Source organism: Burkholderia sp. Ax-1719, assembly GCF_011753055.1.
In the GTDB taxonomy this organism is placed as follows: domain Bacteria; phylum Pseudomonadota; class Gammaproteobacteria; order Burkholderiales; family Burkholderiaceae; genus Paraburkholderia.
Genome location: NZ_VWWJ01000015.1, coordinates 50,062 through 65,179, shown reverse-complemented (window position 1 = coordinate 65,179; position 15,118 = coordinate 50,062). Strand labels below are relative to the sequence as shown.

Below are 15,118 nucleotides of genomic sequence, written 5' to 3'. Positions count from 1 at the left end.
GCGCCCTCGCAGCGTGTAAGGGCTTACGCCTTCTTGTTATACGCGCTGCACCAGCCCTTGCCCGCGACCTGCTTGCCGCCGAACATCGGGCACGGTGCGAAGGCGTCGGTGGCCTTGCCTTGATAGAAGGTGCAGTTGCTGCAATCCTGGCCGGCGGCGTACTTCGCGAATTTGGCCTTGTCGACCTTGGTGGCGTCGAGCTTGTAGCCGAGTGCCTGCGAGGTGGGATCGGCTTCAGTGGCCTTCGGCGCGTCGGCGAAAGCCTGGCGCGACAGCGCAACGGTCGTGGCGACGCCAAGGCTCGTGATCAGAAAGCTGCGGCGGGACGATTTCATGGGACGTACTCCAGTATTGTGGGCACACCGTTCTGACGACGGCGTGGCGTGAAGGATAGCAACGCAGCCACGGCGCGTGCGCCCGAAATTCCGGAGATAAGGGAAGCGCATCTTGCGGACGATGCGCTTTGAGCGGGGAAAAATGGGGTCCGCACGCGAAGAGCGCGGCGGATTGACGCAAGGCCTGTGCGTACAGGCTGACGCGCTAGGCGTTGCCGGAAACCTCGCACACGCGCTGTGCGATGGCCAGCGATGCGGTGAGCCCCGGCGATTCGATCCCGAACAGATTCACAAGCCCGCGCACGCCGTGCGCGGCGCTGCCCTGAATCACGAAATCGGCGGCGGGCTCGCCCGGGCCCGAGAGCTTGGGACGGATGCCCGCGTAAGCCGGCTGCAGCGCGCCGTCGGCGAGACCGGGCCAGTAGCTGCGGATCTGCGCGTAGAACGATTCGGCGCGATGCGGATCGACGTCGTAATCGATCGACTTGATCCATTCGACGTCGGGACCGAAACGCGCCTGGCCGCCCAGATCGAGCGTCAGATGCACGCCCAGTCCGGCTTCGTTGGGCATCGGATAAATCAGGCGCGAAAACGGCACGCGGCCCGACACGCTGAAGTAATTGCCGCGCGCCAGATAGAGCGGCGGAATATGACGCGGATCGAGCCCGCGGATGCGTTTGGCGAGCGCCGTCGCGTGCAGGCCCGCGCTGTTGATGAGACAGGCCGCGCGGATTTCGGTGGGCGCATCGCCGCCCGTGCGGATCACGAAACCATTGGCGGTAGCGTCGATCGATTCGACCGGCGATTTGAGCGCGACCATGGCGCCGTCGCGTTCAGCATCGCCTTGCAGGGCCAGCATCAGTTGATGACTGTCGACGATGCCCGTCTGCGGCGAGTACACCGCCGCCACGCATTCGAGCGCCGGTTCGAGCGAAAGCGCTTCGCTGGCGCTGATGCGCGTGAGGTCGAACACGCCGTTTTCCTTGCCACGCGCGAGGATCGAATCGAGTTGCGCGATCTGCGCAGGCGCGGTCGCCACCAGCAGCTTGCCGCAGCGCGAATGCGCGACGTTGCGCGAGGCGCAGTAGTCGTAGAGCATTTCGCGGCCGCGCACGCACAGCGTGGCTTTGAGCGAGCCGCGCGGGTAGTACAGCCCCGCATGGATCACTTCGCTATTGCGCGAGCTGGTGCTGGTGCCGATCGCGTCGGCGGCCTCCAGCACGATCACTTCGCGTCCGCGCGCGGCCATCGCGCGCGCTACGGCCAGGCCAACCACGCCCGCGCCGATCACCACACATTCGATCTGATCCATATTGCTGCGCCCGCCTCCGGCGAATGCGGCAGCGCGGCCTCTGCTCTCGCGCGCCACCTGCGTCTATGCGTTGGGCGCTCTGTCAGCGCCGCCTCACGAAAATTGTACGCCGTGAGCGGCGTCGCTTCCGAAGGCGCAACGCGCGCGAAGGCGCGCTGGCGAACACGGCTTGACGTGTAGCGATGCGGATCGATTCAAACGGTGAGCGCAGCTTAGCGCGAGCGCGGCGTCGCGACCTGCACGCGCGGCGCGGTGTAGCCGCCTGTGGCGAACTGCTGCGGGTAATCCGGCGAATTCGGGTTTTGCATTTCGCCGTTGGCGCGCGCCTGAGCGAGCTCGGCCTTCACTTCGGCGCGGGTTTTCGCCACATTGGCGGACGCAAAAGCAGGCGCAGCGGCAAAAGCAGTCGCGGCAGCGAGGACGAGGGCAGCGAGCGAGACGGTCTTGTTCATGACGAATCCTTTCAACGACGGGGTAATCGGCGGTAATCGGCGCGAGCAAATCTGGCTGTTTCTACCGGCACTTACCGGCATTCGCGCTGAGGGGGTGAATCGCAATGAGTTCAGTGTAAACACGTACTATCGATAAACCATCCTAATAAACAGCAAGTCACCGTTGCAATGTCGATAACAATACGATTAATGAGGCGAATAAAAATGCACCATCGTTGCGCACGCATAGCAAATGCCGATATGCGCGATGGTTGAAGCGTGGACGCGTCGTCCCCATCTGCAATGGACTGTTGCGGTCCGGCGTTTGCGAACCCGGTATAGGATCGATGGTCATAAACCGACACCCTTGCCTGATCCGGCACGCGTGAATGGAGCGCCTGGAGATGACGTTGTTGAACCCGCTGAAGCCTTACCTCGCCGCTGCGTTGTGCGCTGCTGCCGCCCTCATGGCTGCCAGCGCCCACGCCCAGAGCGCGCCTGCCTCGCCGGCGTCAGCGCCGAACGGATTCACCGACGCCGCCGCCAGCGCGGCGCTCGCGAAGACGGCCTCGCAGACGGCGGCGCAACCGGCATCGGCGAGCGTGGCCGTGACGCCTGGCGGCTCGCCCGCCGCCGTCCAGTGGACGCTGCAGGTGATGCGCGACGGCCAGCAGATCGATTCGTTCGACGGCACCACCACGGTGGGCCAGGCGCGCACCGATACGCACCACAAGGTCGTTACACACAACGTCGGTTGCAAGGATCAGCCCGCGGGCAGCATCGACCTGCAACGCACCATCACTGTCTCGCCGTTGCAGGCCAATGCCAGCGCGGCGCTGCTTCAGATCGAAGCCCAGGAAACGCTGGAAAACCCCAGCGCGCCCAAGACCACCGACGGCTGCAAGCTGCCGCCGCAGCCGCGCCAGATCGGCGCGAGCCACCCGGGCCTGAACGTGCCGGCGGGCCAGTGGGTGAACTGGACCATCGTGGACAAGGACCCGACGATTGTTTATCGCGTGCGCGCCAGCCTTGCGCCGCCGTCGGCGCAGCCCTGAGCGGCGCGTGAAGTGCACTCCGAAGTCCGCGCCGATGTCCGCTCGAAACCGTCGTAAGAACCCGTCGTAACCAGCATGCGAAATTTCGAACAACCTCTGATCGACATGGACCCGGCCCATCCCGGGGACTTCGTCGCGGTGAGCTGGAACCTGCACAAGGGCCGTTCGCCGCTCGGCTTTCAGGCCTGGGAAGCGATGCGCCGCTGGGTGCAATCCACTCACGCCGATGCCTGGTTTCTCCAGGAAGCGATGGCGCGGCGTCTGCCGCAGCCCTTGCTGTCCTCCACCTTTGGCGCGCCGCTGGGCGATCCGCTCGAAGATGTCTGGCAGTGCCAGGCAAGCGAAATCGCCCATGCGCTGGATCTGCAGATCGCTCTGGGGCCGAACGTGTTCAAGCCTTCGTGGCGGCACGGCAATGCGATTCTTTCGCCGCATCCGCTCGATCTGGGCGGACGCTGGGATATCTCGGCGCACCGTTTCGAGCGGCGCGGCCTGCTGGTTGCGCGTGCAAGCGTTGCGGGCCGCTCGGTCACGCTGCTGTGCGCGCACCTCGCGCTCACGCGCAGCGCGCGCATGCGGCAAATGACGTGGATCGCGCACTGGATCGCCAAGGAAGCGCCCGACGGCCCGCTCGTGCTCGCGGGCGACTTCAACGACTGGCGCAACGATTCGGTGCCGCTGTTCGCGGAGCACGGCATGCAGGAAGTGGCGACGCTGCTCGGCGAGCCCGCGCGCACCTTCCCGGCGTTTTCGCCGGCGCTGGCGCTCGACAAGATGTTCGTGCGCGGCATCAAGCCCATCGAGCTGCTCCAGCCCGCGCAGGAAACGGCCTGGCTGTCCGATCATTTGCCGTATATGGCGCGACTGAGGATCGAATAACTGCGCGAATAACTGCGCGAATGACGCGCGCGTGCAACGGCGCGCCAAAAACATCGGCAGGACACCGATACAAGCGCGTTACCATGACGCGTCGCGCGCCTTGAACGGCGCGCTTTTCTTTGCTGCCTGTCGCCGCCATGCACCCGCTCGCCACCCTGCTCCAGATCGCCATCGTCTATCTGTTTGCGCTCATCAGTCCTGGGCCGAACTTCTTCATGGTGACGCAGCTTTCGCTCGCGGGACGGCGCGGTCTGGGCATCGCCTCGGCGTTCGGCGTGGGGGCGGGGTCGACGCTGTGGGCGGCGCTCGCCATGCTCGGCTTTGCCGCCGTGCTGCAGAAAATCGACTGGCTTTATCAGGGCGTGCGCATCGGCGGCGCACTCTATCTGCTGTGGTTCGGCTTCAAGCTGCTGCGCTCGGGCGTGCGCAAGGAGCCGGCGCAAGCGGTGCCCGAAGCGCCGGTCGCACCGCTGCCGCCGCCCGATCGCCGCACGTGGTTTCGCACCTGGCGCGCGGGCTTCCTCACCTGCCTGACCAATCCGAAGTCGTGCGTGTTCTGGACCAGTGTGTTCGCCGCCGTGTTTCCCGCCGATCCGCCGACTTGGTTTTACGGCGCGGCGCTCGCGCTGGTGGCGTCGATGTCGTTCGGCTGGCACGCGAGCCTCGCGCTGCTGTTCGCCGATCACCGCACCCAGCGCGGCTACAAGCGTCTGCGCCGCCCGATCGACGCCTTTTGCGGTACGGCGCTGATCGGTCTCGCCGCCAAACTCGCCGCCGATCGCTGAAACACGGAAATCAGCGGTAAAACGTCGCAAAGAGGCTGCAAAACGGCCCGAAGGCACGCCGAAACTGCCACGCCAGCAGGGTCTATGCTGCGGTCTGACAGACCTTCCGGTATCATTTGGGACGAACAATCGTAGTAAATCGCCGGTGTGCGTCGATATTCAGGTGCGGAACCCGTACCAAACGCACGCCGCTTGCGGCAAGCGCGCCCGTCACGGCGCCGCCTCCCAGCCGATGCCAGCGATCCCCGTCACGCTCCGCGTGCGGGTGCCAGCAAGTGATTGCCAGCGAACCGCCAGCAAGCGCCCTGCCGTTAGGCCGGGGCTCCTTCCCCTTCGAAACGGCGCCGCCCACGAAGCGCGCTCGCGGTAAAATGGCGGATTGCGCCTTGTTCGCCACAGCGCGGCGGGCCGGCGATGCAGCGCGCGCAGGACTGGCGAGGCAAGCGTCGCGTCCGCAGGCCAGGCACACAGCGGCGCATTTCGCGGCTCACCGCGCGCGCCGCGCATCGTCAAGACCGCGCCCGTCATGCCTCGCGTGATCGGCCGGAAGGAACGCCCACTGGGCGGACCTTGTTTCGCACCTTCAGGAACCATGAGCAAATTCACCGAAGAAACCGTTCTGAGCGTCCACCACTGGACCGACACGCTTTTCAGCTTCACGTGCACGCGCGACCAGGCCCTGCGTTTTGACAACGGCCAGTTCACCATGGTCGGCCTCGAAGTGGACGGCAAGCCGCTGATGCGCGCGTACTCGCTCGCGAGCGCGAACTACGAAGAGCATCTCGAATTCCTCAGCATCAAGGTGCCGGATGGTCCGCTCACGTCGCGCCTGCAGCACTTGAAGGTGGGCGACAAGGTGCTGATCGGCAAGAAGCCGGTCGGTACGCTGGTCGCGGACAACCTGCTGCCCGGCAAGGTCCTGTGGATGCTGTCGACCGGCACGGGCCTCGCCCCGTTCATGTCGATCATCAAGGACCCGGACATTTACGACCGTTTCGACAAGATCGTCCTGACGCACACGTGCCGTTTCGTCGATGAACTCGCGTACAAGGAGTTCATCACCGAAGAACTGCGCGAGCACGAATACCTCGGCGAGATCGTGCGCGAGAAGCTGGTCTACTACCCGACCGTCACGCGCGAAGTGTTCGACAACCGCGGCCGTATCACCGAACTGATCGACACCGGCAAGCTGTTCGCCGACCTCGATCTGCCGGCATTCACGCCCGAGCGCGACCGCATCATGCTGTGCGGCAGCACGCACATGCTGCGCGACACGGTCGAACTGCTCGAGAGGGCCGGCCTCAAGGAAGGCAGCAACAACGAGCCGGGTCATTACGTGATCGAAAAGGCCTTCGTGGGCTAAATCTGGCTTAACGTCAGACCACAGTCTTACGACTGGTTTTCGGTCAACGCCGACCCCAAAACCGGAGCCATGCGCTCCGGTTTTTTTTCGCGGCTTGCGCGCCACACTCCGCCATGAAATGATGCCCAGCGGTTACATTTTTCGCGGAATTCACGTAAGTTCCGTGTCAGAGTTTTTCCTACAAAAATGCGAAGAGCCGACTTCATGCAGGCTCTCAGCGTTGTGCCGTTAAGCCTTGTCCTGACTGAAGGTTTTCCTTTTTTGGGATATTATCGCGGCGCAGCATAGGCCAAACCGGTTTGTCTGGTGGTATCAGTGCCAGGTTGTTACCGTATGTAAATTTCGTTACGCTGCGCCGTGCCGTGGGAGCCACGCCGGCTCTGGCTGCGCCGGCATGGGCAACGTCAGAACATCAGCAGGGAATCGGTTCCTTAATGGAATTCACGGGGGATTGATGGATACGTCGACTTACGCCGCGTTCGACGCGCGCCCGCCTCGCGCGGACGCGTCCGGCACGCGCTCCGCGCACGCGGATGGTGGACTTTCCTTCCTCGCCGACGCCGAAGGGGCGCGTGCGGCGCTCGATGCCATCGCGCGGGTGCAGCGGCAGATCGTCGCGGCAGGCGCGGCGCGGGTCCACGCCGACGAAGCCGCGCGCCGCCGTCTCGCGCGCGAACTGCACGACAGCGTGGGCGCCGAACTGGCCGCCACGCGCTTCGCGCTGGCAAACGTTCAAACGTGGCTGCCCGCCGACGCCTCGCCGCAATGCGCCCAGGCGCTTGAACTGGTGGTGCGCTCGCTCGACGCCGCCGCCGAGGCCGTGCGCCACGTACTCGACGGCCTGCATGCTCCCGAACTCGACGAAGGCCTCGCGACGGCGCTGGCGAACTGGACGCGCGGCTTTGGCGCGCGCACGGGTCTCGCCGCCACCTTCACGGCCCGCCCTTCCATCGAACACAACCGCAAAGGCTTCACCGCCGAAGACGCAGAACGGCTCGCGCATCTGCCCGCCGAAGCGGCGCTTGCGATCTTCCGCGTGGCGCAGGAAGCGCTCACTAACGTCGCGCGCCACGCCCAGGCGTCGCGCGTCGAAGTACGCCTTGCCTGCACGCCGTACGCGCTGGTGCTCAGCGTGATAGACGACGGCATCGGCCTGTCGCGCGAAGCGGCGCGGCGCGCCAAGAAGCACAGCGGCCAGCGCGAAGACGTCGCGCCTTCGGCAGAAGACGGCATCAACCGGCGCGGCGCCTACGGCATCGCCGGCATGCGCGAACGCTGCGCCGCTTTTGGCGGCGCGCTGCGCGCCACGGCCAACCCGCTCGCCGCCGATGCCGCGCCCGAAGCGCGCGAGCGCCCCGGCACCACCGTCGAGGCGCGCTTCTTCTGGGACACGCTGCTCTCGCGCACGGCCGCCGATCTCGCTCCGAATCCCGTTCAAGGCATCCACTCATGACCCTGCGCATCCTGCTCGTCGACGATCACGCCGTGGTGCGCCAGGGCGTGCGCCAACTGCTGCTCGACCGCGGCATTGCCAGCGAAGTGATCGAGGCGCAGACCGGCGCGGAAGCGCTCACCGCCATCGCCAAACACGCCTGCGACGTGGTGCTGCTCGACATCTCGCTGCCCGACATGAGCGGCATCGAAGTGCTCAAGCGCGCGAAGAAGAAAGCGCCGCGCCTGCCGGTGCTGATGTTCTCGATGTATCGCGAGGATCAATACGCCGTGCGCGCGCTCAAGGCCGGCGCATCGGGCTATCTCTCGAAGACGGTGGACGCCACGCAGATGACCGCGGCGATCCAGCAGGTCGCGAGCGGCCGCAAATACGTGAGCCCAGCGATGGCCGAAGCACTCGCCGATTACGTGCTGATCGACGGCGAACAGCTGCCGCACGAAAAGCTCTCCGACCGCGAATACCAGACGCTGTGCATGCTGGCCTCGGGCAAACGTCTGACCGATATCGCGCATACGCTGTCGCTGTCGGTGAAAACGGTGAGCGTGTACCGCACGCGCCTGCTCGAAAAGATGAAGCTCGCCAATAACGCCGAGCTGACGTTCTACGTCATGAGCAACCAGCTCATCGACCTCTCCCCCGCGCCGACGGTCTGAGCCGGCCCCGGACGCCCCCGCGAAGGCCACTAAGGCGGCCTTCTCGCCATAAGCCCTTGATGCGGAAATGAATTCCGCCGCTTGCGGCGTGCGCGGGCAGGATTGCGCGCGCCGAAGTCGCTTTGCGGCGAAATCGACTGCGCGCACTCGCCAGTTATCGACGCATGTTGGCCCGGAATCGCCTCAAAACGGCCCAAAACAGCCCGAATCAATCGGTCTGAAAGCTGCGATCGGCTAAAATTATGGGTTTCCCCGACATACGGCACGCGAGGCGCGATTTTTCTTTTCGAGCGCCTGCGCCGCGTTTCACCCGTTACACCTGGAGTTCCCCGCCAAATGTCCCTCTTTCGAAAGAAGAACGTCGAGCTGATGATGCAGGCGAGCGCCAAGGGCGCTGGTCTGAAGAAAGCCCTCGGCGCACTGGACCTGACTTTTCTCGGCATCGGCGCGATTATCGGCACCGGCATTTTCGTGCTGACCGGCACCGGCGCGGTCCAGGCCGGCCCGGCGCTGATGGTCTCGTTCCTGGTCGCCGCCGTGGCCTGCTGCTTCGCCGCGCTCTCGTACGCCGAATTCGCCTCGACCATTCCCGTGGCCGGTTCGATCTACACCTACTCGTACGCGACGCTCGGCGAGCTGATCGCGTGGATCATCGGCTGGGATCTGATGCTCGAATACGGGCTGGCCAGTTCGGCGGTATCGGTGGGCTGGTCGGGCTATCTGCAGTCGCTGCTCTCGGGCTTCGGCGTGTCGCTGCCGACCGCGCTCACGGCCGCGCCCGGCGCGCTGCCGGGCGTGCACACGCTCTTTAACCTGCCCGCCTTCCTCGTGATGATGGGGATCACCGCGCTGCTGTCGATCGGCGTGCGCGAATCCACCCGCATCAACAACATCATGGTCGCGATCAAGGTCACGGTCGTGTTGCTGGTGATCGCCGTGGGCGCATTCCACGTCACGCCCGCCAACTGGCATCCGTTCATGCCGCACGGCTGGAATGGCGTGTTCGGCGCGGCGGCGGTGATGTTCTTCGCCTTCATCGGCTTCGATGCGGTGTCCTCCGCCGCCGAAGAAGTGAAGAACCCGAAGCGCGATCTGCCGGTCGGCATCATCGCTTCGCTGGCCGTGTGCGCGGTGCTGTATGTGTCGGTTGCGGCGGTCGTCACGGGCATCGTGCCGTGGCAGCAGTTCGCCAATATCGGCCACCCGGTTTCGTACGCGCTGCAGGTGGCGGGCGAGAAGTGGGTGGCGGGCTTCATCGATCTGGGCGCGGTGCTGGGCATGCTGACCGTGATTCTGGTGATGAGCTACGGCCAGACCCGCATCATCTTCGCGATGTCGCGTGACGGCCTGCTGCCGGCGAAGCTGTCCAAGGTGCATCCGCGCTATGCCACGCCGTTCTTCACGACCTGGCTGGTGGGCATTTTCTTCGGCCTGATCGGCGCGCTGGTGCCGCTGAACGTGCTCGCCGAGCTGATCAACATCGGCACGCTCGCGGCGTTCTCGATGGTGTCGATCGCCGTGCTGGTGCTGCGCAAGACGCACCCGGACCTGCCGCGCGCGTTCCGCTGCCCCGGCGTGCCGGTGGTGCCGGTTCTGGCGGTGGCCTCGTGCCTGTTCCTGATGCTCAACCTCGCGTGGCTCACGTGGGTGGCGTTCATCGTCTGGCTGGTGATTGGCCTCGCGATTTACTTCCTTTACTCGCGCCGCCATGCGCGCCTGGCGCATCATCCGCACGAGTAAAAAGCGCTGATTTTCGCTGCACTGCAACGGCCCGCCCGGTTCTCCGCGCGGGCCGTTTTTCTTTTGCGCGCACACCGGCAGAAACCAGCCGAACGTTCGCAGACGGGAAAAGCCCGCGCAGCGCCAGAGGGCGATTTGTGCTTTACTGAGCGAACGTAAGCGCAAGATTTCTCGTAGTACGGTTAAAAGCTCCAGGCAGTCTCAGGCAATCGTAGGCATTACTGAACAGCAACGCACCCGCCGGGGCGATTGCATGCCCCAGGCAGGTCTCCCCTCCCAATATTTGTGCTGGACCGGTAGAACGCGCAGCGCTGATTCGGGCCGCGCCGCCTTTGGCGGCATGGGGCCGGAGTAGGCGCTGAAGCGCCAACTCCGGCCGACACAGGAGACGTTCAATGACGATCAGTCTCAGCCTGACGGTCAACGGCCAGCCCGTGACCGCGCAGATCGAACCCCACACGCTTCTGGTCCAGTTCCTGCGCGAGCAGCGACGCCTGACCGGCACGCACGTCGGCTGCGACACCGCCCAGTGCGGGGCCTGCACCGTCCATCTGAACGGGCGCGCGGTCAAATCGTGCAACACGCTCGCCGTGCAGTGCGAAGGGATGAGCGTGACCACCATCGAGGGTCTTTCCGCCGCCAATGGCCACGAAGTCGGCAACGGCGCGATCTACGGCACGCTCCACCCGATGCAGGCGGCGTTCCGCGAGTGTCACGGCTTGCAGTGCGGCTTCTGCACGCCCGGCATGGTGATGAGCGCCGTGGCGCTGGCCAACGATAAGCCCGGCCTCACCGAAGCCGATGTGCGCGCGAACCTCGACGGCAATCTGTGTCGCTGTACGGGCTATCACAACATCGTGAAGGCCGTGCTCGCGGGCGCAGAAGGCATGGCCTCACAACCCGCCGCCGCGGCATAAAGGGAGACGGCCATGAACGCACCCGACTCCCCGACGCCGCACATGATCGGCGCATCGATCAAGCGCAAGGAAGACTATCGCTTCCTCACCGGCGCAGGCCAGTACACCGACGACGTCGTGCTGCCCGCGCAGACTTACGCCGTATTCGTGCGCTCGCCGCACGCCCACGCGCGCATCCGTAGCATCGATACGAACGCCGCGCAGGCCGCGCCCGGCGTGGTGGCCGTCTTCACCGGCCGCGATCTCGCCGCCGAAAACGTGGGCGGCCTGCCGTGCGGCTGGCTGATCCACAGCATCGACGGCACGCCCATGCACGAGCCGCCGCATCCCGTGATCGCGCACGACAAGGCGCTGCACGTAGGCGATCAGGTTGCGCTGGTGATCGCCGAATCGCTCAAGGAAGCGAAGGACGCCGCCGAACTCGTCGAAGTCGATTACGAGGAACTGCCCGCCGCCATCGACACGGCGCATGCCGCCGACGCGGGCCAGCCGCTCGTGCACGACGCCGTGCCGGACAACACCTGCTACACGTGGGGCCACGGCGACAAGGCCGCCACCGACGCCGCCTTCGCGCAGGCCGCGCACGTCACCACGCTGCACATCGTCAACAACCGGCTGGTGCCGAACGCCATCGAGCCGCGCGCCGTCAACGCCAGCTACACACAGCACGACGACAGTTACACGGTCTACGTGGCGAACCAGAACCCGCACGTCGAGCGCCTGCTGATGGCCGCGTTCGTGCTGGCGCTGCCGGAAACGAAACTGCGCATCGTCGCGCCCGATGTGGGCGGCGGCTTCGGCTCGAAGATTTTCCTTTACGCCGAAGACGTCGCGCTCACGTGGGCATCGAAGAAATTGCGCCGCCCGATCAAGTGGACCGCGGAACGTTCGGAATCCTTTATTTCGGATGCACATGGCCGCGATCATGTAACCCAGGCCGAACTCGCCCTCGACAAGGACGGCAAATTCCTCGCGATGCGGGTGCACACCACGGCAAACATGGGCGCGTATCTTTCGACCTTCGCGTCGAGCGTGCCGACCATTCTTTACGCGACGCTGCTCGCGGGCCAGTACACCACGCCCGCGATCTACGCCGAAGTGAAGGCCGTGTTCACGAACACCGTGCCAGTGGATGCGTATCGCGGCGCGGGGCGTCCTGAAGCGACCTATGTGGTCGAACGCCTGGTGGAAACCGCCGCGCGCGAACTCAATATCGACCCTGTCGAACTGCGCCGCCGCAATTTCATCAAGACCTTTCCGTACGCGACGCCCGTGGGCCTCACCTACGACATCGGCGATTACGAAGCGTGTCTGTCGCGTTCGCTCGAACTCGCGGATGTCAAAAACTTTCCCGCACGACGCGACGAATCGAAGGCGCGCGGCATGCTGCGCGGCCTCGGCTATTCGTGCTACATCGAAGCGTGCGGTCTCGCGCCATCGAATATCGCGGGCGCGCTGGGCGCACGCGCGGGCCTGTTCGAAGCGGGCGAAATCCGCGTGAATCCTACCGGGTCGGTGACCGTGTTCACCGGTTCCCACAGCCACGGTCAAGGACACGAAACTACCTTTGCACAAGTGGTTTCCGAGCGCCTGGGCGTGCCGATCGAGCAGATCGAAATCGTGCACGGCGACACCGCGCGCATTCCGTTCGGCATGGGCACGTATGGCTCGCGCTCGATTGCCGTGGGCGGATCGGCGATCATGAAAGCGCTCGACAAGATCGAGGCGAAAGCGAAGAAGATCGCCGCGCATATGCTGGAAGCGGGCGTCGAAGATATCGAGTTTGCCAACGGCGTGTTCCGCGTCGCGGGCACCGACCGCACCAAAACGTTCGCGGAAATTTCGCTCGCGGCCTACGTGCCGCACAACTATCCGCTGGAAACGCTGGAACCGGGTCTCGACGAAAGCGCCTTTTACGATCCGACCAATTTCACCTATCCGTCCGGCGCGTATATCTGCGAAGTCGAAATCGATCCCGATACCGGCGAGACGCGCATCGAACGCTTCACGGCTGTCGACGACTTCGGCAACGTCATCAATCCGATGATCGTCGAAGGCCAGGTGCATGGCGGACTGGGACAAGGCATCGGCCAGGCGATGCTGGAGCGCTGCGTGTACGACAACGAAAGCGGACAGTTGCTCTCCGGCTCGTATATGGACTACGCGATGCCGCATGCTTCGGATGTACCTTCATTTACGGTGGAAACCGCGAAAGGCACGCCCTGTACGCACAATCCGCTCGGCGTGAAGGGCTGCGGCGAGGCGGGCGCAATCGGCTCGCCGCCTGCCGTCATCAACGCGATTCTGGATGCGCTCGCGCCCCTCGGCGTGAAGGACATACAGATGCCAGCCACGCCCCATCGCGTATGGCAGGCCATTCGCGAAGCGCAGTCTTCAACCCAACCTTGAGCGGAGGCGCACCATGTATGCATTCGACTACCAGCGCGCCAGCGACGCGCAAGGCGCAGTGAAAGCCCTTGCCGCCGACACCGAAGCGAAATATCTCGCAGGCGGACAAAGCCTGCTCGCGGCGATGAAACTGCGGCTCGCGCAGCCTTCCACGCTCATCGACGTCACGCGCATTCCCGAACTGAAGTCGATCGACGTCGACGGCAAGGTCGTGAAGATCGGCGCGGCGGTTTGTCATGCCGATGTGGCCGCGAACGCGCAGATTCAGGCCACCTTGCCGGGTCTCGCGCAGCTTGCAGCGCATATCGGCGATAGACAGGTGCGCGCGCTCGGCACGCTGGGCGGGTCGCTCGCCAACGACGACCCCGCCGCCGACTATCCCGCCGCCGTGCTGGGCCTGAACGCGACGGTCGTGACGGACCGCCGCCGCATCGCCGCCGACGACTTTTTCCTCGGCATGTACGAAACGGCGCTCGAACCCGACGAGCTGATCGTGGCCGTCGAATTTCCTGTGCCGCAGCGCTCGGCCTACGAGAAGTTTCGCAATCCCGCTTCGCACTTCGCGTTGACCGGCGTGTTCGTCGCGCAGTTTGCGGATGGAAACGTGCGCGTGGCGGTGACGGGCGCGGCGTCTTCCGTGTTTCGCGCAACTGCGCTGGAAGATGCGCTGAAGGCGAACTTCACCGCTGCCGCCGCGCGCGCCGTGACCATCGCCCCCAACGATCTCAACACCGATCTGCACGCGAGCGCCGACTATCGCGCGCATCTGATCCCGGTGTTGACGGCGCGGGCGGTGACGAAGGCGCTCGGCTAGCCACACTCGCGCACTCTGCCCGCGCGCGCCAACGATCAGGCGCGGCGCGGGCAGCGGTGTTTTCATATCGATATCAGGCCCGCCATGCTCCCCGCCACGATCGACGACACGCTCGCGCAGCTCGAAGCGCAGCGTTATTTCGCGAGCCGCGAACTGGCTACCGCGCTTTTTCTCGCGCTCAAGATGGAGCGGCCGCTTTTCCTCGAAGGGGAACCCGGCGTCGGCAAGACCGAGCTTGCAAAGGCGGCCGCCGCGCTCAGCGGCACGACGCTGCTGCGCCTGCAGTGCTACGAAGGATTGGATACTGCCAGCGCGCTCTACGAATGGGACTACCCGCGCCAGATCATGGCGCTGCGTCTGGCCGAATCGGCGGGCGAAACGCCTCGCGCCGACACGCTCTATCGCGATGAATTCCTGCTCAAACGCCCGCTTCTACAGGCGCTCGAACCCGACCCCAAGCAAGCCGACGCGCGCCGCGTTCTGTTGATCGACGAAATCGATCGCGCCGACGAACCGTTCGAAGCCTTCCTGCTGGAGCTTCTTTCGGACTTCCAGGTATCGATTCCGGAATACGGCACGGTGCGCGCGAAAGTGCCGCCGCTCGTGATCGTCACGTCCAATCGCACGCGCGAAGTGCATGACGCGCTCAAGCGCCGCTGCCTGTATCAATGGCTCGGTTATCCGGAGCGCGAGCGGGAACTGGCGATCGTCGCGGCGCGCGCGCCGCAGACCAGCCTTGAATTGCAGCGGCGTGCGGTGGCGTTCGTACATCAGTTGCGTACGATGGATCTGTTCAAGGCGCCAGGCATCGCCGAAACGATCGACTGGTGCCGCGCGCTATCGGCGCTCGCGGTGACGGAACTCGATCCACAATCGGTGCAGGACACGCTGGGCGTGCTGCTCAAGTATCAGGACGATCTCGCGCAGCTCGACGCGCAACGGATCGCCGAAACGCTCGCGCTTGCGGAGTAG

General features: G+C 65.0%; 14 protein-coding genes. 11 read left to right on the top strand and 3 right to left on the bottom strand.

The features are described from left to right. Positions 1-23: 23 nt before the first annotated feature. The 3 genes from F3J17_RS22710 to F3J17_RS22700 all read right to left on the bottom strand — a co-directional run bounded on the left by F3J17_RS22710 (position 24) and on the right by F3J17_RS22700 (position 2,099). The gene (locus tag F3J17_RS22710) at positions 24-335 is read right to left on the bottom strand and encodes a high-potential iron-sulfur protein (RefSeq protein WP_167064039.1); all 312 of its coding nucleotides are present in this window, start codon (positions 333-335) and stop codon (positions 24-26) included. Positions 336-540: 205 nt separating this feature from the next. After that, entirely contained in the window at positions 541-1,647 is a 1,107-nt protein-coding gene (locus F3J17_RS22705; protein WP_167064036.1) for an NAD(P)/FAD-dependent oxidoreductase, read from the bottom strand. A gap of 212 nt (positions 1,648-1,859) precedes the next feature. Next, positions 1,860-2,099, bottom strand: coding sequence for a DUF4148 domain-containing protein (locus tag F3J17_RS22700; RefSeq protein WP_167064033.1), 240 nt, complete (start codon positions 2,097-2,099; stop codon positions 1,860-1,862). A 383-nt stretch (positions 2,100-2,482) separates the two neighbouring features. On the opposite strand from F3J17_RS22700, the gene F3J17_RS36310 reads away from it, so the two are divergent. From F3J17_RS36310 to F3J17_RS22645, 11 genes are all read left to right on the top strand, one after another. Then, the gene (locus F3J17_RS36310; protein ID WP_240161116.1) at positions 2,483-3,133 is read left to right on the top strand and encodes a hypothetical protein; all 651 of its coding nucleotides are present in this window, start codon (positions 2,483-2,485) and stop codon (positions 3,131-3,133) included. 75 nt (positions 3,134-3,208) lie between these two features. Further along, positions 3,209-4,012: an endonuclease/exonuclease/phosphatase family protein gene (locus F3J17_RS22690; protein WP_167064030.1), complete on the top strand. Its 804-nt coding sequence runs from the start codon at positions 3,209-3,211 to the stop codon at positions 4,010-4,012. 137 nt (positions 4,013-4,149) lie between these two features. Then, entirely contained in the window at positions 4,150-4,797 is a 648-nt protein-coding gene (locus tag F3J17_RS22685; protein WP_167064340.1) for a LysE family transporter, read from the top strand. Positions 4,798-5,389: 592 nt separating this feature from the next. After that, positions 5,390-6,160 (top strand): ferredoxin--NADP reductase, encoded by a 771-nt coding sequence (locus tag F3J17_RS22680; protein ID WP_167064027.1) that lies wholly within the window; start codon positions 5,390-5,392, stop codon positions 6,158-6,160. 454 nt (positions 6,161-6,614) lie between these two features. After that, complete coding sequence (locus tag F3J17_RS22675) at positions 6,615-7,613, top strand: ATP-binding protein (RefSeq protein ID WP_167064024.1); 999 nt, start codon at positions 6,615-6,617, stop codon at positions 7,611-7,613. Then, positions 7,610-8,266 carry a response regulator transcription factor RqpR gene (rqpR, locus tag F3J17_RS22670; RefSeq protein ID WP_167064021.1) on the top strand — a complete coding sequence of 219 codons (657 nt, stop codon included), beginning with the start codon at positions 7,610-7,612 and terminating at the stop codon, positions 8,264-8,266. Before F3J17_RS22675 ends, rqpR begins: the two co-directional genes overlap by 4 nt. 336 nt (positions 8,267-8,602) lie before the next feature. Next, on the top strand, positions 8,603-10,006 hold the full coding sequence (locus F3J17_RS22665; RefSeq protein ID WP_167064019.1) for an amino acid permease: 1,404 nt from the start codon (positions 8,603-8,605) through the stop codon (positions 10,004-10,006). Positions 10,007-10,401: 395 nt separating this feature from the next. Continuing rightward, entirely contained in the window at positions 10,402-10,923 is a 522-nt protein-coding gene (locus F3J17_RS22660; protein WP_167064016.1) for a (2Fe-2S)-binding protein, read from the top strand. Positions 10,924-10,935: 12 nt separating this feature from the next. Further along, positions 10,936-13,332 (top strand): xanthine dehydrogenase family protein molybdopterin-binding subunit, encoded by a 2,397-nt coding sequence (locus tag F3J17_RS22655; RefSeq protein WP_167064013.1) that lies wholly within the window; start codon positions 10,936-10,938, stop codon positions 13,330-13,332. A gap of 13 nt (positions 13,333-13,345) precedes the next feature. Continuing rightward, positions 13,346-14,146, top strand: a complete 801-nt coding sequence (locus tag F3J17_RS22650; protein ID WP_167064010.1) for a xanthine dehydrogenase family protein subunit M — start codon at positions 13,346-13,348, stop codon at positions 14,144-14,146. 84 nt (positions 14,147-14,230) lie between these two features. After that, positions 14,231-15,118: a MoxR family ATPase gene (locus F3J17_RS22645; protein ID WP_167064006.1), complete on the top strand. Its 888-nt coding sequence runs from the start codon at positions 14,231-14,233 to the stop codon at positions 15,116-15,118.